This is a genomic window from Baekduia sp., from assembly GCF_035996765.1.
Lineage (GTDB): Bacteria > Actinomycetota > Thermoleophilia > Solirubrobacterales > Solirubrobacteraceae > Baekduia.
Map to the genome: position 1 here is coordinate 1 of NZ_DASYJG010000070.1, position 21,365 is coordinate 21,365.

The following is a 21,365-nucleotide window of genomic DNA, read 5'->3' on the forward strand; positions in this document are numbered from 1 at the left end:
ATCGTCGCAACGAAGCCGGGCTCGGCAACGCGGCCGTTTCCGGGGGTCAAGGCCGACGTCGTCGACGAGCGCGAGGGCAAGCCGCTGGACGAGGGCCAGGGATTGCTGGTTCTGCAGCGCCCGTGGCCGTCGATGCTACGCACGCTGTACAAGGAGGACGACCGGTTCATCGAGACCTACTTCTCCAAGTTCGGCACCGAGACCTACGTCGTCGGCGACGCCGCCCGCAAGGATGAGGACGGCTACTTCTGGGTCATCGGGCGGATCGACGACGTGGTAAACGTCTCCGGACACCGCCTGTCGACGGCCGAGGTGGAGTCGGCGATCGTCTCCCACGGCAAGGTGGCCGAGTCGGCGGTGATCGGTCAGTCCGACGAGGACACCGGACAGGCGATCTGCGCGTTCGTGACCCTCGAGGGCGACCTCGAGGGCTCCGACGAGCTGATCGTCGAGATCCGCGACCGGGTGGCCGACCGGATCGGGAAGTTCGCCCGTCCCAAGCGCATCATCTGGGCCGACGACCTGCCCAAGACGCGCAGCGGCAAGATCATGCGGCGGTTGTTGAAGGACATCGCCGAGGGGCGCGAGCTCGGTGACGTCACGACGCTGCGCGACCCCGACGTCATGGCGCAGTTGCAGAGCAAGATCCAAGAGCGCGCTGACGAGGAGTAGCTTCCCTCCATGGGTCGCTACGAAGAGCTCCGCGCTGGACATGAATGGCATGTACCCGAGCGCTACAACATCGCTCAGGACGTCTGCGACAAGCATCCGCGCGACAAGCCGGCGATGGTGTGGGAGCGCTTTGATGGCGCGCGGCGGGAGCTGAACTGGGGCGAGCTGCAGGATCTGTCCAACCAGGCGGCGCACGTGCTCGGCGAGCACGGCGTCGACCCGGGCGAGCGGGTGGCGGTCGTGCTGCCGCCGACGCCGGAGACCGCGGCGATCTTCTTTGGCGCCTGGAAGCGCGGCGCGATCCTGCTGTCGATGTCGGTGCTCTACGGCGACGATGGGATCGCGCACCGCCTGAAGGACTCCAAGCCGCGGGTGCTCGTCACCGACGAGGCCAACGCCGAGCGGTTCCGCGCGCACGTGGGGGAGACGGTCGGCGAGCTGCTGATTCTCGACGCGGATGACGGTCTCCTAGCGGGCGCACCGACCGACATGGTGTCCTACGACAGCGCCGCTGACGACCCGGCGCAGTTGTACTACACCTCGGGAACGACCGGGCTGGCCAAGGGCATCGTGCACGCCCACCGCTACCTCCTGGCGCACAACGAGTTCGAGCTCTGCCACGAGGTGGCCGACGGCGAGCGCTTTCACGGCATGGGTGAGTGGGCGTGGGCGGCGGGGATCGCGCCGCTGCTGGGCCCGTGGCGCCTGGGGGCGGTGCAGGTGGTGCTGCAGCGGGAGGGCGGCTTTGACCCACGGGGGCAGCTCGACTTCCTCAGCCGCAACGCGGTCACCAACGTCTTCACGACGCCGACCGCGATGCGCTCGATGATGGCCATCGAGGATGCCGGCACGCGCTACCCGTGCGACTTCCGCCGCGTCTGCTCGGCCGGCGAGCCGCTGAACCCGGAGGCGATCCGCTGGTTCCGCGACCAGTACGGGTTGACCGTGCTCGACTACTACGGGTTGACGGAGTCCTACCCGTTGTGCGGGAACTTCCCGTGGATGGAGGTGCGCGAGGGCTCGATGGGGCGCCCGATGCCCGGCTGGGACGTGCGGATCCTCGACGAGGACGAGCACGAGGTCGCCCAGGGCGAGCGCGGGGAGATCTGTCTGCGGGCGCGGTCCAACCCGCACTACCCGTTGGGCTACTGGAACAACGACGCGGCGGCGGCCGAGACCTTCGGCGGCGACTGGTTCCACACCAAGGACGCGGCGACCGCCGACGAGGACGGCTACATCTGGTACGCCGGCCGCGCCGACGACGTCATCATCTCGGCCGGGTATCGGATCGGGCCGTTCGAGGTGGAGTCGGCCTGCATCGAGCATCCGGCCGTGCGGGAGGCTGCTGCGGTCGCGGCGCCCGATGAGCGCCGCGGCACGATCGTCAAGGCCTTCATCGTGTTGGTTGAGGGGCGCGAGCCGTCGGATGAGTTGGGCGACGAGATCAAGGTCTTTGTGCGCGATCGGTTGTCGGCCTACGCGTATCCGAGGCGGGTCGAGTTCGTGGAGGACTTGCCTAAGACGCTGACGGGCAAGATCCGGCGGATCGAGCTGCGCGAGCGCGAGGCGGCGGCTGCGTCTGGGGAGTAGCTGCGGGCGTCGGTGGCGCGCAGTGCGCGGCGTGGTCGTGGTGCGCTGCGTGATCTGTCGGCACCGAGGAGAGCGAGCGGGAAGTGGCGTTCGGTGCGCTGGCTCGTCGTCCGTTGGCCTCTGGGCAGGTGATTCGGGCCCGAACAACACTCGATGGCACCTAACCCGCGATATGCGCGGGTTCGATGTCGTTGACCGCCGGGACTCGATCGCGCGTAACCCGCGCATATCGCGGGTAACATGTGCTCCGTGTTGCTCACCGGTCGTCGTGAGGTGTTGGCGTAGGGGGTGGGCCTGTTGAGCGCGAGCCCGTCGCGGCAAACGGGCCCACCCTCCCGGACGCTGGCGGATGACGGGCCGCGCCGCGAGGTGTCGCTTCGCTTCACTCCCTCGGTGCCGGCAGACCACGCTACGCACCTACGCCGGCGCCGCGCACTGTCAACGAAATGACGTGCGCGCAACCCGCCTACAACCCCTCCCGAAACCCCTCACGCCACGTCGGCCACCGCGGCGTCCACCCAAGCACCGATCGCGCGCGCTCGTTCGAGGCACCCCGCGACGCGGTCATCATCGTCACCGCCGCGTCGCCCGCCGCGAGGCGGCCCAGCCATGCGGGAACCCTCCGCGGCGCGGGCGCGCCAAGCGCCGACGCCAGCGCCGGCAGCCAATCGGCCGTCCGCGCCGGCTCGTCGTCGACGATTGCGAACACTCCTGTCGGCCCGCCCGGCGCCAGCGTCGCGAGCACGCCGCCGGCCGCGTCGTCGATGTGCGTGAACGACCAGCGCCCGTCGCCGCTGCCCACCACTGGCAGCCGTCGGCGGCGCACCAATTCGGTCACCTCGCCGTCGGCGCCCAGGCTCGTTCCCGGCCCGTAAAAGCCGCCGTAGCGCAGCACGACACCTTCCACGCCGTCGGCGTCACCGACCAGCGCCTCCAACTCCCGAATCGCCGCCAACGTTTCCCGCTGCGCACGCGGTGGGTCCGAATCCAGCGGTGCCTTCTCATCCTTCACCGGCCCGCCCTCCCGCGCGAATGGCCAACCCGTGAAGCTCTGCGCGATCAGCCGCCGCGTGCCGGCCGCACGCGCGGCGTCGAGTAGATGGCGCGTGCCCTCGGTCCGCAGTCGATTGGTCGTCGCGAAGACGCGGTCGAAGTGCTTCATGTCGGTCGCGCCCGTCAGCGCCGTCATCTGATGGATGATCACCTCGGGCTCGGCGCCGAGCACCGCGCCCATCACAGCCTCGCGATCCAGCGCGTCGGCCACCACCGGCAGCGCGCCGACCGCTCGCAGCCCGTCCGCCTTGGCCGCCGTCCGCGTCATGGCCACCACCTCGTGGCCGTCCTCAAGGAGCGCCGGCACCAGCCGCTGCCCCACCGCACCTGTTGCACCTGCCAGAAAGATTCTCATGGGCCCTCTGACGAGACAGGCCGCTCAGGTGTGACATGTCACATCCAAGCGGGCAAGATCGTCTCCGTGGACATGACGCGATCGTCAGAGCTAACCGAGCTACGCCCGCTGGTGTTCTCCATCGCCTATCGGATGCTCGGCTCGGTCGCCGAGGCCGAGGACATCACGCAGGAGACGCTGCTGCGTGCGCACCGCGAGCTGCGCGACGGCACCGAGATCGCCTCGCCCAAGGCCTACATGACGGCGATCGCGACGCGCCTGTCCATCGACCACCTGCGCTCCGCGCGCGTGCGCCGCGAGGCCTACGTCGGCCCGTGGCTGCCCGAACCGCTGCTGGCCGACGACGGGGTCGACATCGCCGCCGACGCCGAGCTGGCCGACGACCTCTCGCTCGCGTTCCTGGTGGTGTTGGAGCGACTGACACCGGACGAGCGCGCGGTCTTCCTCCTGCGCGAGGCCTTCGACTACAAGTTCGGAGAGATCGCCGACATCGTCGGCAAGAGCCCGGCCAACTGCCGGCAGATCGGTGCGCGCGCCCGCCGTCACGTCCTCACCGAGCGCCCGCGCTTCGAGCCCTCACGCGCGGCACGTGAAGAGCTCGCCGCGCGCTTCCTCGCCGCCGCCCAGGGCGACGATCTCGACGGTCTGATCGAACTGCTCGCCGACGACGCGGTCTTCACCGGCGACGGCGGCGGCAAGGCGACGGCGTTTCCACAGCCGCTCGTCGGCGCGGACCGCATCGCCCACGCCGTCCGCGCGCTGTTCCGCCAGGCCGCCCGCGGCGACGGTGCGGTCACCGTCACGCCGACCACCGTCAACGGTCAGCCCGGCTGGATCGCGCACGACAGCGAGGACAAGGTCATCGTCGTCATGGCGCTCGACATCGCCGGTGGCCGGGTCACCGCGATCAACTCGATCGTCAACCCCGACAAGCTCGCCCATCTCGGGCCGGTGTCTGACCGCGCGCGGCGATAGCTACTCGTAGACCACCACGTCGGGCCGCGGCGACAGCGCCATGACCGACTTGGGGGACATGGTCTTGACGTCCTCCTTGTAGAACAACTTGAAGCCGCGTCGCATCTGCGGCGTCGTGTGAACGAAGGAGTGGTACTTGGCGACCTTGACGCTGGTGGAGCCGAAGCCGTCGACGTTGACCACGGTCTGCACGCCGGGCACCTGACGCAGGCGGTCGGCGCGGGCGATCATGTCGTCGGTGAAGCGATGGACGATCAGCAGCTTCTCGGGCAGGTCGCGCTCGCGCACGATCTTGCTCAGGTAGGTCGCGGCGGCGTTGACGACATCGGCGTCGGTCGACCCGATCACCTTGCCTGGCAGGGCATCGGGGCCGACGTGCCACTCAGGATCCAGCGCGAGGCCGACGTCCGGCTCACGCAGGAACGGCGCCAGCCGCGTGATCTCGGGGCCGAACTCGCCGCGGCCGGGCTGGATGTCGAGGATCAGCAAGGCATGGATCTTGCGCGCGGCGGCCAGGTAGCTGCGGATCTTGGCGAAGGAGATGTGGTCGCGGTAGAGGCCGGCGTCGCCGGGCGCGGCGGTCGCCACGGTGGAGATCAACTCCATCGCCGGCAGCACGGGCCGCGCCTTCAGGTTGTAGGGCTTGGCCTGCTTGAGCAGGCGCTTGGCCGCCTGGGCGGGCGTGCCGATCCCGAGCGCGCCGAGCTCATCGTCGCGCGGGTTGCCGTAGAAGGCGACGACGCGACGGTCGGGGAACAGGCGCCGTCCGCCGCCCGGGAGTTGGGCCGGCCTGGGTGTGTCGGCGGCGGCCGGGGTGCTCGTCGCGCCCGCGCTCTCGCCGCTAGACCCGCCGCCGCCCGCGCCGGCCACCGCCCCGCCGGCGACGGCCAGCAGCGCCACCGCACCCAGGGCGGTGAGTCGCCGCCGGCGCACGGTGCGGGCATCCACGCGCCCATCATGCCCGCAATCAGGCGGTCGCTCACCCGTTTGAGGCTCGACATCTCCTGCAGCACCGTCGAACCCGAGGAACCTCGGGGCGCCGCGTCGGTAAGGATGGGGTGATGGCTCTCCTGGACGGCAAGAAGCTCCTGATCACCGGCGTGCTGACCGATCGCTCGATCGCCTACACGGTCGCCCGGCGCGCGCAGGAGGAGGGCGCCGAGATCGTCCTCACCGGCTTCGGTCGCGCGCTGCGGCTGACCCAGCGGATGGCGCAGCGGCTGCCCCAGCCGCCCGACGTGCTGGAGCTCGACGTGACCGACGAGGCGCAGATCGCGGCGGTGGCCGCCGAGCTCGAGGAGCGCTGGGGCGTCGTCGATGGTGTGTTGCACGCGATCGCCTTCGTGCCCGGCGACGCGCTCGGCGGCCGCTTCTTGGAGGCGCCGGTCGCCTCCGCGGTCAGCGCGTTCGAGATCAGCGCGTTCTCGCTGAAGTCGCTGGGCGCCGCGTTCGCGCCGCTGCTGGAGCGCGCCGAGGGTGGCGGCTCGCTCGTCGGCCTCGACTTTGACGCCAGCAAGGCCTGGCCAATCTACGACTGGGCCGGCGTCTCGAAGGCCGCGCTGGAGTCGGTCAACCGCTACCTCGCGCAGTACCTCGGCCCGCGCGGGATCCGCTCCAATCTCATCGCGGCCGGTCCACTGCGCACGATGGCTGCAGGCGCCATCGAGGGCTTCGACGTGCTCGCCCAGGCGTGGGAGCAGGGCGCACCGCTGCCCTGGGACCTCGACGACCCCGAGCCCGTCGCCGACGCCGTCCTTTTCCTGTTCTCCTCGCTCTCACGAGCGGTGACCGGTGAGATCCTCCACGTCGACGGCGGCTTCCACGCGCTGGGCGTCCACGGCGGGGCTGTGGTGCAGGCGGCCGTCACGGCAGGCGACTAGCTCTCCTCCGCAGGCGCGTCGTCGCGCTCGCGGGGCGCACGTAACAGGGACTTCAGCGCCTCGAGGAACGTCTGCTCGCTCATCCGGTCGCCGGATCTGAGCACCAGGATCGCGATGAGCCCGAGCGCGCAGACGGCGGCTGCGAGGAACACTGCCGCGCCCTGGCCGGCGACGACCGCCGCACCCACGAAGACCGCGGCGATGAGGCAGAGCGCGAGGACCAGGAAGCGCCCGAAGCGCAAGCCCTCCGCGGGTGTCCATGGCGCGGATCCGGCCATCGGAACGATCTTCACGGCCGGTTCGGGGCTCTGCATGCGCGGCACGGTGATCACGCTGTCACGACCCTCCGCGCTGCGCTGCTCGATCCCGTCGAGCAGCGAGCGGATGCTCAGGCTGTCGGTCATGCCGTTGGGCACGACCTCCGAGTGCCCGGCGGCCTCCAGGTTGAGGAGATGGCCGTAGGGCACCCAGACGCCGGGCTGTCTCGGGATCGGAACCCGCTCCTCGCCCTCCATCCCCGGCATGGTGTCCGCGATAGAGCGCAGCTCGGTGCGGATAGCCGTCAGGAGCCCGCGGCGGCCGGCCTTCGCTCCAGAGACCGCAATGCGAATGGTCGCGTCCTCGCGATCGCCCTTGACCAGCGCGCGGTTGCCGTCGACGGCCAGAACTACGCCGGTGCGCCACACCGTCCCGCTGCTGATCATGTGGTTCATCCGCACGACGAGCCGGGAGATGACGCTGGACGGCAGGACGTCGTGCTGCACCTCGAAGCGCAGCGCGTCGGACCAGTCGCCGGTGTCGGGCTCCTGCTTGGTCAGCAGGTCGGGCACCAGGAACATGTCGTCGGCCTCGTAGCAGAGCTCGAAGCGCTTCATCATGTCGATGATGAACGAGCGCCGTTCCGATGGGTAATCAACATCATTGAGGATCGCGTTGATATCGGCCCAGCGCAGCAAGCCCTTGCGCTGGGCGGCAAGGTGCGAGTTGAGGATCCGGTAGACCCCGGCCGTGACCCACTGCGGGTTGAGGATGTTGGTGTCTGAGAGTCGCGGATCGTCGCGGAAGCAGAGCACCGTGCCGAGGTCGTGCAGGAAGCCGACGAGCAACTCCTGTGAGGCCTGGTCGGCAACGCCGTGCTCTTCGCACAATTGCTGGTAGCGGTCGTAGGCGAGGTAGTTGCCGTCCATGGCCTCCAGTTCGGATTTGACGTCGAAGAACGCCGTGGGCAGCACGTCGTGCACATGCGCGAGACCGGCGACCGTCTGAGCCAGGGCGGCCTCGACCTGGTCGATGCCGACGCCGGTCTGGCAGGAGGCCGAGACGATCTCAACCAGGTTCGCGTACTTGGCTCGCAGTCCGCGTTCGTCGATGTCTAGCGGTGACTGCTCGGTCTTGTTGGCGACGATGATGACCGGCGAGCCATCGGAGAAGCCCTGGATCAGCTTGAGCCAGTACTCGACGCGGTTCTGCTCGTCGCTCTGGCGGGCGTCCAGGACAAGCACGTAAACGCTGCGGCGCGTCAGGAAGAACTGGTGCGTGGCGTGCATGATCTCCTGCCCGCCGAAGTCCCAGATGTTGAGCGCGACCTGATCGCTGCCGTCGCCGGTCTGCCAGCGGGTGACCTCGATTCCCTCGGTCATGGTCTCGTGCGGGGAGAAGCCGCCGGAGACCAGCCGCTTGATCAGCGACGTCTTGCCGACGGAGCCTTCGCCGACGACGACGAGCTTGGCCTCATTCAGGCGCTGCGTTGGGCCCTGGACGCGCGCGAGGAAGTCGAAGATCACGCGGGCGTCGGCTTGTCCGAGCACCTCGGGCGGGATCCGCAGCGCGTTGTAGGTCACGTCCAGCACATCGAGGCTGGACATCGTTCGAATGCGATCAGGAAGCTCTCGCACCTGGTTGCCGGCCAGTAGGAGCGTGTCCAACGCGACGAGATCGCAGATCGAAGGGGCAATCGCGGCGAAGTTGTTGTCCTCCAAGGTCAGGACGGTCAGTCGCGGGGGAAGCCTTGGCAGGCTGGTGAGGCGCTGCCCGTCGAGATGGAGGTAGCGGAGCGACGGGAGCCCGTCGGCCAGCCAGTGCGGCACCGACGTGATCTTGCCGTTGTCGGCGTAGGCGCTGCCCATGAGGCGCTGTCCCCGAAATGCCGATCCACGAAAGTCCTCGTTACCGTCATCGGTGAGGTTCTCGCCCCCCTGGCTGAGGTCGAGCAGCTCGAGCGCATCGAGCCCTCTGATCGCCTCTGGTACGGCATCGAAGGCATGGCCCCAGAGCCGCAAGATACGGAGATGTCTCAGCCGCGCGATCTCGTCGGGAAGATGTTGGAGCTGGTTGAAGCCCAGGTCGAGCGCTTCGAGCCGCTCCAGCGTGCCAATCCAAGAGGGAACCGCCGCAATGTGGTTGCCTGGCGCGATGAGCGCCAGCAGACTCGGATGGCCGGCGAGCGATGCCGGCACCTCAGTGAGTCCGGTGGTCGATAGACCAAGCGCCCGGAGGCGGGTGAGATGTCCCATCGACTCCGGCAGGATCTCGAGTGGGTTGCTGCCGAGGTCGATGACCTCGAGTGCTTCGAGGTCGCCGAGCCACTCCGGCAGCCTGCGGAGCCCGCAGTCCACCAGCGACAGGCGCGTGAGCGTGCGCAGCTGGTGGACTTCGGCGGGGAGCTCTTCAAGGTGTAGGCCGGTGAGGCTGAGTTCCCGGCTGTCATGCGCGCGCTCGAACCGCTCGCGCCAGTCCTCTGATGCATCGAGGGACATGTGCGTCCTTGCCTTCGTCGTCGACGACCGATTCGAATTCCGGGGCATCGTAGCTCAACCCGTCCCGAGCGGTGAGATGTGCTGCGCCCCACGCCGCCCGGTCTGCCCGCGAACAACCGCGCCGTTTGGCACGATGCTGAGCAGTGCGTCGAATTCGCGACTTCATGCCCGCCACGCTGAGCGTCGGCGTGCGTCCCATGGAGGGGATCGTCGCGGCCACGGGGAAGGACATCGCGTGGCTTTTGCCACGAGATCCGCGCGACTTGACGCCCGGCCTGCTGCCGCGGTCGGCGCAGCTCTCGTTCCGCCATCAGGGCCACCTCGTCGTCCTCCACGGAAACGCCGCGCGCGCTCAGCAGGGCTGCGTGGCCTTCACCGCCAACCGCGAGGGCCGCATCGACAACCTGCGCGAGAGCCCGCGGCTCGACGTCCAGCTCCCGGTCACGGTCAACGCGGGCGGCCAGACGATCACCTCGCGCACCGTCAACGTCTCAGCCGGCGGCGCGCTGCTGGAGGGCGCTGCGTTCGGCGAGCGCGACGCCGCCGTCGAGGTGACCATCGAGATGCCCCAGGGCGGCCCCGAGGTCAAGGCCACCGGCATCATCGTGCGGACCATCCCCGAGGGCACCGCCATCCACTTCACCGAGATCGACCCCGCTTCCCGCGACCACCTCGACTCGATGGTCCTCTCCATCCGCGCAGCCCTCGCCCGCCGCTTCGCCGAGCAGGCGACCGGCGGCGACGCCGCGCGCGGGCGCTAGGGGTCCAGCGCGATCGTCGAACGCGTCGAACCCGCGCATATCGCGGGTTCCGCGCGCTCGGAGCCGACGACCTACGCCGGCAGCGGGTCAGCCGGCTTGGAGTACACCGCGCGCCACCACAGCTCGGCGAGCACGCGGATCGACTGGTGGGCGTCGCCGCCGCCCTGGATGAGCTCCAACGTCACGTGGCGCTCGACCATCGCCAGCAGCGCCTGGGCGGCCAGCCGCGGTGGGATGTCTGACGGAGCGATGCCGCGCGTCTGGTCGCGGGCGATCCGCGCCGTCGCGCCCTCGACGAAGCGCACGACGTAGGGCGCCCATTGCGGCGGCAGGCGATCCTCCTCGCCGCTCAGCATCGCCGCCAGCGTCAGCACGTGGGCATCGCGGTCGATGACCTTGACGGTCCGCGCCAGGCCGCGGCGGAGCTCGGCGCGCGGGTCGCCGCTGCCGTCCAGGTACGGCGCCGCCGCCTCGTACATGTCCAAGAACGCGCGCAGGATCAGCCGGTCGACCAGCGCGCGCTTGTTGGGGAAGTAGAAGTACAACGCGGTGCGGGACACGAACGCCCGCTTGGCGATGACGTCCATCGTCAGGCGGCGGTACTCGGTGTCGGCGAGCGCGTCGCGCGCAGCGTCGAGGATGGCCTCCTCGGTCGCGTTGCGCGACTCGTTGAGCTCGAGCGGCTCGCCGCCTGGGCTCACGTCTGCGCCAGCTCGAGGACGTGGGCGATGCGGTCGCGCGTCTCCGACGGCGCGACGACTTCGTCCACGAACCCCGCGGCGGCCGCGATGCGCACCGGCAGGTGCTCGGCCTCGTACGCGTCGGCCAGCACCGCTGCGTCGGCGCCCGCCTCGATCTCGCGGCGGCCGACCAGCTCGACGGCCTGGCGCGCGCCCATGACGCCGATCCGGGCGTCAGGCCAGGCAAGCGTGAGGGTCGCACCGAGATCGCGGGAGTTCATGACGATGTGCGCTCCACCATACGCCTGCCGCAACGTCACCGTGACCCTCGGGACCGAGGCGCGTCCGAAGGCCCGCAGGAGCGCCGCGCCATGGCGCAGCACTCCGGCGGCCTCCTGCGTGGCACCCGGCAGGAAGCCCGGCGTGTCGGCCAGGACGACGAGTGGGATGCCGAAGCGGTCGCAGAGATCGACGAACCACGCGCCCTTCTCGGCCGCATCGGCGTCGAGGCAGCCGCCGAGGTGCTTGGGCTGGTTGGCGATCACGCCAACCGCCCGGCCCTCGACGCGGCCGAAGCCGACGACGAGGTTGCGCGCCCAGCGCGGTGAGAGCTCCAGCAGCGCGCCGCGGTCCAGCAGGCGGGCGGCGACCTCGCGCACGTCGTAGACCTTGCGGTTGCTCGCCGGCAGCACGTCGCCCGGGTCCTCGCCGGGCGCATCGGCCGGCGGCACCAGCGGGGTGCCGTTGCCGACGCGGTCGGGCAGGAACGTCAGCAGCTCGCGGACCAATTCGGCGGCGTGGACGTCGTCGCGCGCGACCAGGTGCGAGACGCCGTTGGCGCCGTGCACCTTGGTCCCGCCGAGCTCGGCCGCCGAGATGACCTCGCGCGTCACGCGCTCGATGATCTTCGGGCCGGTCAGGAACATCACGGCCTCAGCGGTCATGACCACGAAGTCGCCCAATGCTGGCGAGTAGGCCGCACCGCCAGCGCAGGGGCCCGACACGACGTTGATCATCGGGACCGTCGCCAGGGCCTGGGCGCGGAAGATCGCCGCGTAGGCGCTCAGGGCCGCGACACCCTCCTGCAGCCGCGCGCCACCGGAGTGGGGGAAGCCGACGACCGGGACGCCGAGCGCGTTCGCGCGCTGGATCGTCCGTGCGATCGTCTCGCCGCCCGAGGAGCCCAGCGACCCGCCCTTGAACGTTCCGTCCTGGGCCCACGCGACCACCGCACGACCCTGGACGCGCCCGCTGCCCGACAGCACGCCGTCGCCGACCGCGGTGCGGATCGGCCGGAAGGTGCCGGCGTCGAACAGCAGCTCCAGCCGCGCACGCGCGGCGAGGATGTCGGTCCCACCCTCCCGGACGTCGAAGACCGCGCTCACTTGTTGTTGTCCTTCTCAATCGACGCAGTCGACGCGCTCATGGTTCTCCCCTAGGCCGCCTGGAGGACGAGCGTCGCGTTCTGGCCGCCGAAGGCAAACGAGTTGCTCAGCGCGACCTTGAGATCCGGCGCCTCGCGCGGCGCGCCGGCGATGTGATCCGCGGCGCACTCGGGGTCGATGTCCTCGAGCCCGAGCGTCGGTGGCAGCGCACCGCGGCGCAGCGCCTCCACGCACGCCAGCGCCTCGATGGCGCCGGCGGCGCCGAGCGTGTGCCCGACGGCGCCCTTGCAGGAGGAGACCGGCGGACCGTCCTCGCCGAGGACCTGGCGCAGGGCCAGCGTCTCGACGCGGTCGTTGATCGGCGTGCTCGTGCCGTGCGCGTTGACGTAGCCCACGTCGGCCGGCGCGAGGTCGGCGTCGCGCAGCGCCGCAGTCATGGCCTCGACTGCGCCGCGGCCGTTGGCCTCGGGCTGGGTGATGTGGAACGCGTCGTTGGACGCGCCGTAGCCGGTCACGCGCGCGTAGATGTGCGCGCCGCGGGCGCGGGCATGCTCCTCGCGCTCCAACACCAGGACCGCGGAGCCCTCGCCCATGACGAAGCCGTCGCGGCGCGTGTCAAACGGGCGCGACTCGCCGACGCGCGACAGCGCGCCCATGCGCTTGAAGGCGGCCAGGCAGAGGCCGACGAGCGCGGCCTCGGTGCCACCGGAGATCATCACATCGGCCTCGCCGCGCGCGATCAACCGGGCGGCCTCGCCGATGGAGTGCGCGCCCGTCGAGCATGCCGACGCGATCGAGAAGCCCGGGCCATGCAGGCCGCGGCGCATCGCGATCTGGCCGGCGGCGGCGTTGGGCATCATCATCGGAACGAAGAGGGGTGAGACCGCACGGTCGCCCTCCTCCAGCCACGTCTTGCACTCCGCCTGCAGGGTGGTCAACCCGCCGACGCCGGTGCCGACGATCACCCCGACGCGCGCCGGGTCGACCTCGCCGAGTAGGCCCGCCTCGTCGGCCGCCTGGTCGGCGGCCGCGACCGCGAGCTGCGCGAAGCGGTCCATCCGCCGCGCCTCCTTCGGGGTCATCACGACCTCGGGGTCAAACTCGCCGCACGGCGCGACACCCTCGTCGGTGATGCCGCCCTCCATGCCGAGCAGGGCGTCGAAGAACGCCTCGACGCCCGTGGCGACGGGGGAGACGACGCCCCGTCCGGTGATGACGATGCCGTCCATATAGCTCTTAGGCCGTCGCGGTCTGCAGGCGCTCGACGAGCGTGATCGCGTCGCCGACCGAGGCAATGCCCTTGAGATCCGGATCGGCGATCTGGACCTCGAAGCGGTCCTCGAGCGCCTTGACGAGCTCGACGAGATCGAGCGAGTCGACGTCGAGCTGCTCCCACGTCGTGTCGGGCTGCGCCGTCTCGGCGTCGGGCACCTTGATGGCGGTGAGCTCGGCGCGGATGGCTTCGAGGATCTCTTGCTGGCTGGCCATGATGGTGGTGTTCTCCTGGTTCTTCGGGTTCTTGGTCGGGACAGGTGGTGCTAGGCGCCGAGGCCGCCGTCGACGGCCAGCGTTGCGCCGTTGATGTAGGCCGCGTCGTCGCTGACGAGGAAGCTCACCGCGGCGGCGACCTCCTCGGGTTGACCGATGCGCGCCGCCGGGATCGCGGCCGCCAGCTCCTTGGCCGGCAGCTCAGCGGTCATCTCGGTCTCGATGAAGCCGGGCGTCACGGCGTTGGACGTGATGTTGCGCTTGCCCATCTCCTTGGCGACGACCCGGGTGAAGCCGAGCAGCCCCGCCTTGGAGGCGGCGTAGTTGGCCTGGCCGGAGTTGGCGCGCTGCGCGGAGATCGACGACACGTTGACGATGCGGCCCCAGCGGGCCTTCAACATGTCCTCGAGGCCGCGCTTGGTGCAGTTGAAGGCGCCGTTCAAGTTGGTGTCGATCACGCGCGCCCAGTCATCGTCGGGCATGCGGATGGCCAGCCCGTCGGCGGTGACGCCGGCGTTGTTGACCAAGATCAGCACGGGGCCGAAGCGCTCGCGGACCTCGTCGAAGGCCGCCTGGACGGCTGCCGGGTCAGCGACGTCGGCCTGCACGTCGCCGCCGCTGCGCCCGAGCGTTGCGACCTTGTAGCCGTCGGCCTTCAGCCGCTGCGCGATCGACGCGCCGATGCCGCGCGTGCCGCCGGTGACCAGCGCGACCGCTCCCTCAGGCGCAGACATACTGGCGCTCCTTCCAGCTGACGACGCCCGCGCCCCAGACGAAGCCGGCGCCGAAGGCGGCCAGGCCGACGGTGGCGCCGGGCTTCAGCAACCCGTCGCGCTCAGCCTGGGCCAGCGCGAGCGGGATCGATGCCGACGACGTGTTGGCGACGCGGTCGACGTTGATCGCGAGCTTGGCGTGGGGCAGACCCAGCTCGTTGGCGGCGGACTCGATGATGCGTGAGTTTGCCTGGTGGGCGACAAAAAGGTCGAGATCGTCAACGGTCAGGGCGGCGGCGTCCAGCGCTTCACGCGTCGCCTCGGCCATCCGGGCGACCGCGTGGCGGTAGACCTCGCGGCCTTCCATCCGCAGCTTGCGGTCCTCGTTGTCGGCGTAGAGCAGACCGCCCTGCTCGGGATCGCAGCCCAGGACGAAGCGCGAGACGCCACGGTCCAGCTCACCGGCGGCGACGACCACCGCGCCCGCGCCGTCGCCGAAGAGCACGGCGGTGCCGCGGTCCTCGGTGTCGGTCAGGCGGCTCAGCGCCTCGGCACCGCAGACCAGGACGACGCCGGCGCGGCCGGTCTCGACCAGCGCCGCGGCCTGGTCCAAGCCGTACAAGAAGCCGGCACACGCGGCGTTGAGGTCGACCGCGGCGGCGCCGTGGGCGCCGATCAGCCGTGCGACCTCGGGGGCCAGGCCGGGCGTGACCTTGTCCGGGGTGATCGTGGTGACGATGAGCTGGTCGACCTCGGCGGCGCTGCGTCCGGCGTCGGCCAGCGCGTTGGCGCAGGCGCGTGCGGCGAGCGGCGCGAGCGGCTCGTCAGCCTCCAGCCAGCGGCGCGTCCGGATGCCGGTGCGCCGCACGATCCAAGCGTCGTCGGTGTCGAGGCGCTGCTCGAAGTAGGCGTTGTCGATCTCGCGCTCGGGCAGCGCGGCGCCGACGCCGAAGAGGCCGGCGGTGAGGCCGCGAGCAACGGTCCCCGCTCGCCCGGCGCGCGGGCGCGAGATCGCTCCCGGCTTGGTGGTGGCCGCGCGGGTGATCCGGCCGCGGCGCTCCGTCGTCTGCGTGGCGGCGCTGTCGGTGACCGTGCCCGCCTGCATCACGCCGCCGCCAGCGTTCGCTTGACCAGGCCGGTGAGGACGGCGCCGGGGCCGTGCTCGACGTAGCGGTCGATGCCCGCGGCACGCAGCGCCAGCATCGTCTCGCGCCAGCGCACGGCGCGCAGGAGGTTCTCGCTGAGCTCGCGGCGGACGTCCTTGAACGGGGCTGCGCTGCCGTTGGCGTAGACGGGGAAGGCGCCGGGCTGAATCTCCACGCGCGCGAGCGCCTCGGCCAAGCGCGCGGCCGCCGGCTGCATCAGCGGCGAGTGGAAGGCGGCGGAGACGTCGAGCCGTCGAGCGCGCGCGCCGGTCTCCTCACGGGCGAGCTCCTCGGCCTGGGCGACGGCCTCGGTCGCCCCGCTCAGCACCAGCTGGCCGGGCGCGTTGTCGTTGGCGATCGTCAGGCCCAGGCGGTCGGCCAGCGCGCGGATCGCGTGGTCGTCGCCGCCGAGCATCGCGACCATCGAGCCGGACTGCAGTTCGCCGGCGTCGGCCATCGCCGCGGCGCGCTCGGCCACGAGGCTGACGGCGTCCTCGAAGGACAACACGCCCGCGGCGACCAGCGCGGCGTACTCGCCGAGCGAGTGGCCGGCGGCCGCGCGCACCTGCGCGAACTCCTCGGGCGACGCCTCGCGCCAGAGATCCCACGCGGTGACGCTGCACAGGAAGATGGCGGGCTGCTGGAAGCGCGTGCCCTCGTCTAGGCGCTCGAACGGGTCGAAGCCGAGCAGCTCGAGCCCCCGCTCGAAGGCGGCCAGCCCGCGGTAGGGCTCGTCCATGTTGGGCGCATGGCTCCCCTGGCCAGGGAAAATCGCGGCAATTGAGGGCACTGTTCACACTTAGCGCGCGAGAGCGCCCTGGTTTCGCGATCTCGACAGACGGTGTGAGAGTGTCGAATCACGGCCAGCGCACCCATTCAGGGACAGGCCTGCTTGCGATTGGGTCAGACCTTGCCGTGCGCCGGCGTCCAGGTGCCGTCGTCATCGCGCGAGAAGTCCTGAAAGAGCGCGGGCGCCTCGGCCAGCGCCAGCTCGGCGACGAGGTCGAAGACGAGCCGCAGCTCCTCCTCGGCGCCGGGCGCGGTGCGCAGCGCGATGACGTGGCGCAGCGTCCGCACGTTGGCGGTCCAGATGATGTCGGTGCTCAGCCCGATCGGCGCGAGCCGGCGTAGCGCCGAGGTCACCTCCTTCTTGACCGCGAACGGCACGCCCTCGTCGTCGACGCCGAGCTCGCGCGCGGCGCTGACCTGCAGCTCCTCGAGCTGCTCGACGATCGAGACCACCTGCTCGCGGATCGGCTCCAGCGCCGGCGGGATGCGGAAGCCGATGTCGGTCAGCCGCACGTAGCGCAGGCTCTCCTGCGAGAACGCCGAACCGGCACGGTGGCGGACCAGTTCGTGCGTGAAGACGCGTGAGACGTCGCGGAAGGCGAAGGTGTAACTGGCGTGCTCCAGGACCGAGCCGTGGCCGGAGGCGAGCACGTTGTCGAGGTACTCGCGCGGATCGGTGCGCACGCGCGTGACGTTGGGGTTGAGCCCCGGCTCCCAGGAGCGGTAACAGGCGCGCCCGGCGAACTCGGCCAGCGTCTCGCCGGGATTCAGCACCTCGCTCTCCGCCAGCCGGCGATCCAGCCACGAGGCGCCGCCAGCTGCGTCGAGATAGCCGCGCAGGCCGTCGAGATCGAGCGCGGGACGGGCGATCAAGAACACCTGTGGCGTGGTCTCGCGCATGAACTGCAGTATCCCGATCTCTTCAGTCGCCTTGCTGTACACTGCCGAACCTCCTAAACCTGACTGTGATTAGCCCTTTTCCCGAGGAGTCGTGCCTGTGACGCCCAAGATCCTGCTCTCGACGCTTGCCGTCGCCGCCCTCGCCGTGGCCGGTTGTGGCGGCGCGTCCGATGACACGAGCGGTTCGTCGGCCTCCTCGGGCGGCGGCGGGGGCGGCTCGACGTCCTCGCTCTCGCTGGTCGCCTACTCGACCCCCGAGGTCGTCTACGACCAGATCATCCCGGACTTCCAGAAGACCGCTGAGGGCAAGGGCGTCTCGTTCAAGACCTCCTACGGCGCCTCGGGCGACCAGAGCCGCGCGGTGCTCGCCGGCCAGAAGGCCGACGTCGTCGCCCTCTCGCTGGCGCCTGACGTCGACAAGCTGACGCCCGACAAGCTCGTGCCCGCCGACTGGGTCGCGCAGACCGAGGCGGCCGGCGGCAAGGGCGGCTTCGTCACCACGTCGCTGGTCTCGTTCGTCGTGCGCAAGGGCAACCCGAAGGGCATCCACGGCTGGGATGACCTGCTCAAGCCCGGCGTCAAGGTCGTCACGCCCAACCCGTTCACCTCGGGCGCGGCCAAGTGGAACCTGCTGGGCGCCTACCAGCACGGCGGGATCGCCTACGTCAAGAAGCTCCTGAGCGACCACGTGCCGGTCCAGCCCAAGTCCGGACGCGAGGCGCTGCAGACCTTCACCGGCGGCGAGGGCGACGTGCTCATCTCCTATGAGTACGAGTACGCGACGGCCGTCAAGAAGGGCGAGAAGAACATCGAGTTGGTCCAGCCCGACGACACGTTCCTGATCCAGAACCCGATCGCGGCCACGACCGCGGGCGGCGCCAAGGGCGCGGCGTTCGTGAAGTTCGCGCTGAGCGACAGCGCGCAGCAGCACTTCGCCGACTGGGGCTACCGCCCGGTCAACGCGGCGATCCTGGCCAAGAACAAGGCCAAGTTCCCGGATCCGGGCACGGTCAAGACGGTCGACGACTTCGGCGGCTGGAAGAAGATCAACGCCGACCTGTTCGATCCCGAGAAGGGCGCGGTCGCCAAGATCGAAGACGACAACGGAGTATCGACGGCGAAGTGAGCACGCAGGCCGTCACCCCGGCCGCGCCGGCGCCCGCCCGTCGTCGTGACCGCCGCCCTCGGACCCTTGCACGGTCCGGGGGCGTCGGCGGTCTGGGCATGGGCCTGGCGATGCTGTGGCTGAGCCTGATCGTGCTGTTGCCGCTGGCGGCGCTGGCGGCCAAGTCGCTGGACGGCGGCCTGTCGGCGTTCTGGGACTCGGTCTCCAGCCGCCAAGCCGTCTCCGCGCTGAAGTTCACGCTGATCGTGTCGGTCATCGTCGCGGCCATCAACGCCGTGGCCGGGGTGGCGATCGCCTGGACGCTGGTGCGCGACGACTTCCCCGGCCGCCGGGTCGTCAACGCGATCATCGACCTGCCGTTCGCGATGCCGACGATCGTCGTCGGCATCACGCTGCTGGCGTTGTGGGGGCCGACGAGCCCGGTCGGCGTCAACCTCGCGTTCACGCAGCTGTCGGTCGCGCTCGCGCTGCTGTTCGTCACGCTGCCGTTCGGCGTGCGCGCGGTGCAGCCGGTGCTGATCGAGCTCGACACCGAGATGGAGCAGGCCGCCGCGTCGCTCGGCGCCGGCCCGCTGACCACCTTCCGCCGGATCATCTTGCCCAACCTGATCCCGGCGATCCTGTCCGGCGCCGCGCTGTCGTTCGCGCGCGCCGTCGGGGAGTTCGGCTCGGTCATCCTGATCTCGGGCAACAAGCCGTTTGACACACAGGTGTCGTCGGTCTTCATCTTCAAGCAGATCGAGAGCGACAACGCGAGCGGCGCGGCGGCGGTCGCGGTGGTCTTGATCGGCGTCTCGTTGTTGATGTTGATCGCGCTGCGCTTCATCGAGTACTGGGGCGCGCGGCATGATCACTAGTCGTGCGAGCCGCTACGGCATCCGCTTCTTCGCGCTCGGCTACCTGGCCCTGCTGCTGGTCGTCCCGATCGGCGTCGTGCTCTACCGGACCTTCGAGCCGGGCGTCGACGCGGTCTGGGCCTCGATCACGACGCCGGCCGCGGTCAGCGCGTTCTGGCTGACGATCGAGATCACCGCGATCGCCGTCCCGTTGAACACCATCTTCGGGATCGTCGCGGCGCTTGCGCTCGTCCGCTCGCGCGTGCGCGGCAAGCGGATCCTCGAGGCGCTCATCGACCTGCCGTTCGCGATCTCGCCGGTCGTCATCGGCTTGGCGCTGTTCTTGCTCTACGGCCGTCAGGGCTGGCTCGGGCCGACGCTCACCGACGCCGGCATCCAGATCATCTTCTCGGTGCCCGGCATGGTGCTGGCGACGATCTTCGTCTGCCTGCCGTTCGTCGTGCGCGAGGTGGTGCCGGTGCTGCGCGAGATCGGCGACGAGCAGGAGCAGGCGGCCGCGACGCTCGGTGCCTCACGCTGGCAGACGTTCCTGCGCGTCACGCTGCCGGCGATCCGCTGGGGTGTGGCCTACGGCGTCGTGCTGTCGGTGGCGCGCGCCATCGGCGAGTTCGGCGCCGTCAGCGTCGTGTCGGGCAAGATCTCCGGCGAGACGATCACGCTGCCGCTGCTCGTCGAGAACCGCTTCTCGAACTTCGACCTCGCCGGCGCCTATGCCGCCTCGGCGCTCATGGCCGTGATCGCGCTTGCGACCCTGCTTGCGTTGACGCTCCTGCAACGCAAGGGTGATGCACGATGATCTCCGTCTCCTCGGTCTCCAAGCACTACGGCGAGTTCGCGGCGCTGCACGACGTCTCGGTGGAGATCGAGCCCGGCTCGCTGACCGCGCTGCTCGGGCCGTCGGGTTCGGGCAAGTCCACGCTGTTGCGCGTGATCGCGGGGCTGGAGGTGCCGGACACGGGTCACGTCGTCTTGGAAGATCGCGACGTCACGGGCCTTCCGCCCCAACAGCGCGACATCGGCTTCGTCTTCCAGCACTACGCCGCGTTCAAGCACATGACGGTGCGCGACAACGTCGCCTTCGGCCTCAAGGTGCGCAAGCGCCCGAAGGCGGAGATCACGGCCAAGGTCGACGAGCTGCTGGGCATCGTCGGGCTCTCGGGCTATCAGGACCGCTACCCGTCACAGCTGTCGGGCGGCCAGCGCCAGCGGATGGCGCTGGCGCGCGCCTTGGCGGTCGAGCCCAAGGTGTTGTTGTTGGACGAGCCGTTCGGCGCGCTGGACGCCAACGTCCGTGCCGAGCTGCGCGCGTGGCTGCGCCGGCTGCACGACGAGGTCCACGTCACCACCGTCCTGGTCACCCACGACCAGGAGGAGGCGATGGAGCTGGCCGATCGCATCGTGGTGCTCAACGGCGGTCGCATCGAGCAGGTCGGCGCGCCACGCGACCTCTACGACGCGCCGGCCAACGAGTTCGTCATGGGCTTCCTCGGCCCGGTCGCGCGGTTGGGCGACGGGCTGGTGCGCCCGCACGACCTCGTCCTGCGGACCGATCCGGACGGCATCGGCGTCGAGGCGCAGATCTCGCGCATCGTGCACCTCGGCTTCGAGGTCCGCGTCGAGCTCGACCTCGCCGGCGACGGCGCCGTCTACGCCCAGCTGACGCGCCACGAGGCCGAGCAGCTGGAGCTGCACGAGGGCGACATCGTCTACGTGCGGCGCGACGGCGTGAAGTCGCTGCCGAGCGCGGCTTAGCGGCGCGTCACCCAGGCCTCGGGGTCTTTCGCCAGCGCCTCGACGTCCTTGGGCAGCTTGCCCGAGGCGAGGTCGGCGAGCGTGACGTTCTCGACGACGCGGCGCAGGCTCGCGCGGACACCGATCCAGACGCGCTGCAGCGGCTCGGCGCTGCCCGCGTAGTCCACGTCCTCGGGGCGGCCGCCGCGGACGGAGGCCAGCGGGCCCTCGACGGCGCGGATGATGTCGGCGACGGTGATCTCCTCGGCGGGCCGCGCCAGCCAGTAGCCGCCCTCAGCGCCGCGGCGGCTGGTGACCAGGCCGGCGTGGCGCATGTCGGCGAGGATGTTCTCGAGGAACTTCAGGGGGATGCCCTGGGCCTGCGCGACGCTGTCGCCCTTGGTCGGATGCTCGGTTCCGGCGACAGCCAGCTCGATCGCTGCCCGCACCGCGTAATCGGCCTTGGCGGAAATGCGCACCGGCGCATCGTTCCAGACGCGCCGGAAGCT

At 70.4% G+C, this 21,365-nt stretch carries 21 protein-coding genes; 9 read left to right on the forward strand and 12 right to left on the reverse strand.

What is annotated here, in order from left to right:
- Together VGO10_RS15670 and VGO10_RS15675 are read left to right on the forward strand one after the other, a co-directional pair.
- Positions 1-672: AMP-binding enzyme (locus VGO10_RS15670; RefSeq protein ID WP_414642246.1), on the forward strand; the 672-nt coding region annotated here is incomplete at its 5' end.
- 9 nt (positions 673-681) lie between these two features.
- Complete coding sequence (locus VGO10_RS15675) at positions 682-2,262, forward strand: acyl-CoA synthetase (RefSeq protein WP_327470000.1); 1,581 nt, start codon at positions 682-684, stop codon at positions 2,260-2,262.
- 466 nt (positions 2,263-2,728) lie between these two features.
- On the opposite strand, the gene VGO10_RS15680 is transcribed toward VGO10_RS15675, so the two are convergent.
- Positions 2,729-3,670, reverse strand: coding sequence for an NAD(P)-dependent oxidoreductase (locus VGO10_RS15680; RefSeq protein ID WP_327470002.1), 942 nt, complete (start codon positions 3,668-3,670; stop codon positions 2,729-2,731).
- 72 nt (positions 3,671-3,742) lie between these two features.
- On the opposite strand from VGO10_RS15680, the gene VGO10_RS15685 reads away from it, so the two are divergent.
- Positions 3,743-4,645 carry an RNA polymerase sigma-70 factor gene (locus tag VGO10_RS15685; protein ID WP_327470004.1) on the forward strand — a complete coding sequence of 301 codons (903 nt, stop codon included), beginning with the start codon at positions 3,743-3,745 and terminating at the stop codon, positions 4,643-4,645.
- Here the strand turns inward: VGO10_RS15685 and VGO10_RS15690 are convergent, their stop codons facing one another.
- A complete protein-coding gene (locus VGO10_RS15690) occupies positions 4,646-5,593 on the reverse strand; it encodes a hypothetical protein (protein WP_327470006.1) in 948 nt (315 codons plus the stop codon). It lies immediately after the preceding gene.
- A 113-nt stretch (positions 5,594-5,706) separates the two neighbouring features.
- Between VGO10_RS15690 and fabI the strand changes: the two genes are divergently transcribed.
- Positions 5,707-6,525 carry an enoyl-ACP reductase FabI gene (fabI, locus tag VGO10_RS15695; RefSeq protein ID WP_327470008.1) on the forward strand — a complete coding sequence of 273 codons (819 nt, stop codon included), beginning with the start codon at positions 5,707-5,709 and terminating at the stop codon, positions 6,523-6,525.
- Here the strand turns inward: fabI and VGO10_RS15700 are convergent.
- Positions 6,522-9,281, reverse strand: a complete 2,760-nt coding sequence (locus VGO10_RS15700) for a COR domain-containing protein (protein ID WP_327470010.1) — start codon at positions 9,279-9,281, stop codon at positions 6,522-6,524. The genes fabI and VGO10_RS15700 overlap by 4 nt on opposite strands.
- Positions 9,282-9,445: 164 nt before the next feature.
- On the opposite strand from VGO10_RS15700, the gene VGO10_RS15705 reads away from it, so the two are divergent.
- Entirely contained in the window at positions 9,446-10,042 is a 597-nt protein-coding gene (locus VGO10_RS15705; protein ID WP_327470013.1) for a PilZ domain-containing protein, read from the forward strand.
- A gap of 71 nt (positions 10,043-10,113) precedes the next feature.
- On the opposite strand, the gene VGO10_RS15710 is transcribed toward VGO10_RS15705, so the two are convergent.
- The 8 genes from VGO10_RS15710 to thyX form a co-directional block, all read right to left on the reverse strand.
- The gene (locus tag VGO10_RS15710; protein WP_327470015.1) at positions 10,114-10,743 is read right to left on the reverse strand and encodes a TetR/AcrR family transcriptional regulator; all 630 of its coding nucleotides are present in this window, start codon (positions 10,741-10,743) and stop codon (positions 10,114-10,116) included.
- Positions 10,740-12,107: an acyl-CoA carboxylase subunit beta gene (locus tag VGO10_RS15715; RefSeq protein WP_327470017.1), complete on the reverse strand. Its 1,368-nt coding sequence runs from the start codon at positions 12,105-12,107 to the stop codon at positions 10,740-10,742. The genes VGO10_RS15710 and VGO10_RS15715 overlap by 4 nt, the downstream gene beginning before the upstream one ends.
- A gap of 50 nt (positions 12,108-12,157) precedes the next feature.
- Entirely contained in the window at positions 12,158-13,336 is a 1,179-nt protein-coding gene (locus VGO10_RS15720; protein WP_327470019.1) for a beta-ketoacyl-[acyl-carrier-protein] synthase family protein, read from the reverse strand.
- 7 nt (positions 13,337-13,343) lie between these two features.
- Complete coding sequence (locus VGO10_RS15725; RefSeq protein ID WP_327470021.1) at positions 13,344-13,595, reverse strand: phosphopantetheine-binding protein; 252 nt, start codon at positions 13,593-13,595, stop codon at positions 13,344-13,346.
- 50 nt (positions 13,596-13,645) lie between these two features.
- Positions 13,646-14,329 (reverse strand): 3-oxoacyl-ACP reductase FabG, encoded by a 684-nt coding sequence (gene fabG, locus VGO10_RS15730; protein ID WP_327470023.1) that lies wholly within the window; start codon positions 14,327-14,329, stop codon positions 13,646-13,648.
- On the reverse strand, positions 14,316-15,413 hold the full coding sequence (locus VGO10_RS15735; RefSeq protein ID WP_327470025.1) for a beta-ketoacyl-ACP synthase 3: 1,098 nt from the start codon (positions 15,411-15,413) through the stop codon (positions 14,316-14,318). Before VGO10_RS15735 ends, fabG begins: the two co-directional genes overlap by 14 nt.
- Positions 15,413-16,192, reverse strand: a complete 780-nt coding sequence (locus tag VGO10_RS15740) for an ACP S-malonyltransferase (protein WP_327470027.1) — start codon at positions 16,190-16,192, stop codon at positions 15,413-15,415. The genes VGO10_RS15735 and VGO10_RS15740 overlap by 1 nt, the downstream gene beginning before the upstream one ends.
- A 164-nt stretch (positions 16,193-16,356) precedes the next feature.
- Entirely contained in the window at positions 16,357-17,142 is a 786-nt protein-coding gene (gene thyX, locus VGO10_RS15745) for an FAD-dependent thymidylate synthase (protein ID WP_327470029.1), read from the reverse strand.
- 97 nt (positions 17,143-17,239) lie between these two features.
- Between thyX and VGO10_RS15750 the strand changes: the two genes are divergently transcribed.
- From VGO10_RS15750 to VGO10_RS15765, 4 genes are read left to right on the forward strand one after another with little or no spacing between them, the layout of a single operon-like run.
- Positions 17,240-18,268, forward strand: a complete 1,029-nt coding sequence (locus VGO10_RS15750) for a substrate-binding domain-containing protein (RefSeq protein ID WP_327470031.1) — start codon at positions 17,240-17,242, stop codon at positions 18,266-18,268.
- Positions 18,265-19,125 carry a sulfate ABC transporter permease subunit CysT gene (cysT, locus tag VGO10_RS15755; RefSeq protein WP_327470032.1) on the forward strand — a complete coding sequence of 287 codons (861 nt, stop codon included), beginning with the start codon at positions 18,265-18,267 and terminating at the stop codon, positions 19,123-19,125. The genes VGO10_RS15750 and cysT overlap by 4 nt, the downstream gene beginning before the upstream one ends.
- Positions 19,115-19,921 carry a sulfate ABC transporter permease subunit CysW gene (cysW, locus tag VGO10_RS15760; protein ID WP_327470034.1) on the forward strand — a complete coding sequence of 269 codons (807 nt, stop codon included), beginning with the start codon at positions 19,115-19,117 and terminating at the stop codon, positions 19,919-19,921. The genes cysT and cysW overlap by 11 nt, the downstream gene beginning before the upstream one ends.
- Complete coding sequence (locus tag VGO10_RS15765; protein WP_327470036.1) at positions 19,918-20,877, forward strand: sulfate ABC transporter ATP-binding protein; 960 nt, start codon at positions 19,918-19,920, stop codon at positions 20,875-20,877. The genes cysW and VGO10_RS15765 overlap by 4 nt, the downstream gene beginning before the upstream one ends.
- On the opposite strand, the gene VGO10_RS15770 is transcribed toward VGO10_RS15765, so the two are convergent.
- The gene (locus tag VGO10_RS15770; RefSeq protein WP_327470038.1) at positions 20,874-21,335 is read right to left on the reverse strand and encodes an Rrf2 family transcriptional regulator; all 462 of its coding nucleotides are present in this window, start codon (positions 21,333-21,335) and stop codon (positions 20,874-20,876) included. The two genes, VGO10_RS15765 and VGO10_RS15770, sit on opposite strands and share 4 nt — an antisense overlap.
- Positions 21,336-21,365: the final 30 nt, after the last annotated feature.

Excerpts from the sequence above, each read along its gene's own strand:
- VGO10_RS15675 (WP_327470000.1), top strand. The coding sequence starts at position 682 with ATGGGTCGCTACGAAGAGCTCCGCGCTGGACATGAATGGCATGTACCC.
- VGO10_RS15680 (WP_327470002.1), bottom strand. The coding sequence starts at position 3,670 with ATGAGAATCTTTCTGGCAGGTGCAACAGGTGCGGTGGGGCAGCGGCTG.
- VGO10_RS15685 (WP_327470004.1), top strand. The coding sequence starts at position 3,743 with ATGACGCGATCGTCAGAGCTAACCGAGCTACGCCCGCTGGTGTTCTCC.
- fabI (WP_327470008.1), top strand. The coding sequence starts at position 5,707 with ATGGCTCTCCTGGACGGCAAGAAGCTCCTGATCACCGGCGTGCTGACC.
- VGO10_RS15700 (WP_327470010.1), bottom strand. The coding sequence starts at position 9,281 with ATGTCCCTCGATGCATCAGAGGACTGGCGCGAGCGGTTCGAGCGCGCG.
- VGO10_RS15705 (WP_327470013.1), top strand. The coding sequence starts at position 9,446 with ATGCCCGCCACGCTGAGCGTCGGCGTGCGTCCCATGGAGGGGATCGTC.
- VGO10_RS15720 (WP_327470019.1), bottom strand. The coding sequence starts at position 13,336 with ATGGACGGCATCGTCATCACCGGACGGGGCGTCGTCTCCCCCGTCGCC.
- VGO10_RS15725 (WP_327470021.1), bottom strand. The coding sequence starts at position 13,595 with ATGGCCAGCCAGCAAGAGATCCTCGAAGCCATCCGCGCCGAGCTCACC.
- fabG (WP_327470023.1), bottom strand. The coding sequence starts at position 14,329 with ATGTCTGCGCCTGAGGGAGCGGTCGCGCTGGTCACCGGCGGCACGCGC.
- VGO10_RS15735 (WP_327470025.1), bottom strand. The coding sequence starts at position 15,413 with ATGCAGGCGGGCACGGTCACCGACAGCGCCGCCACGCAGACGACGGAG.
- VGO10_RS15740 (WP_327470027.1), bottom strand. The coding sequence starts at position 16,192 with ATGGACGAGCCCTACCGCGGGCTGGCCGCCTTCGAGCGGGGGCTCGAG.
- thyX (WP_327470029.1), bottom strand. The coding sequence starts at position 17,142 with ATGCGCGAGACCACGCCACAGGTGTTCTTGATCGCCCGTCCCGCGCTC.
- cysW (WP_327470034.1), top strand. The coding sequence starts at position 19,115 with ATGATCACTAGTCGTGCGAGCCGCTACGGCATCCGCTTCTTCGCGCTC.
- VGO10_RS15765 (WP_327470036.1), top strand. The coding sequence starts at position 19,918 with ATGATCTCCGTCTCCTCGGTCTCCAAGCACTACGGCGAGTTCGCGGCG.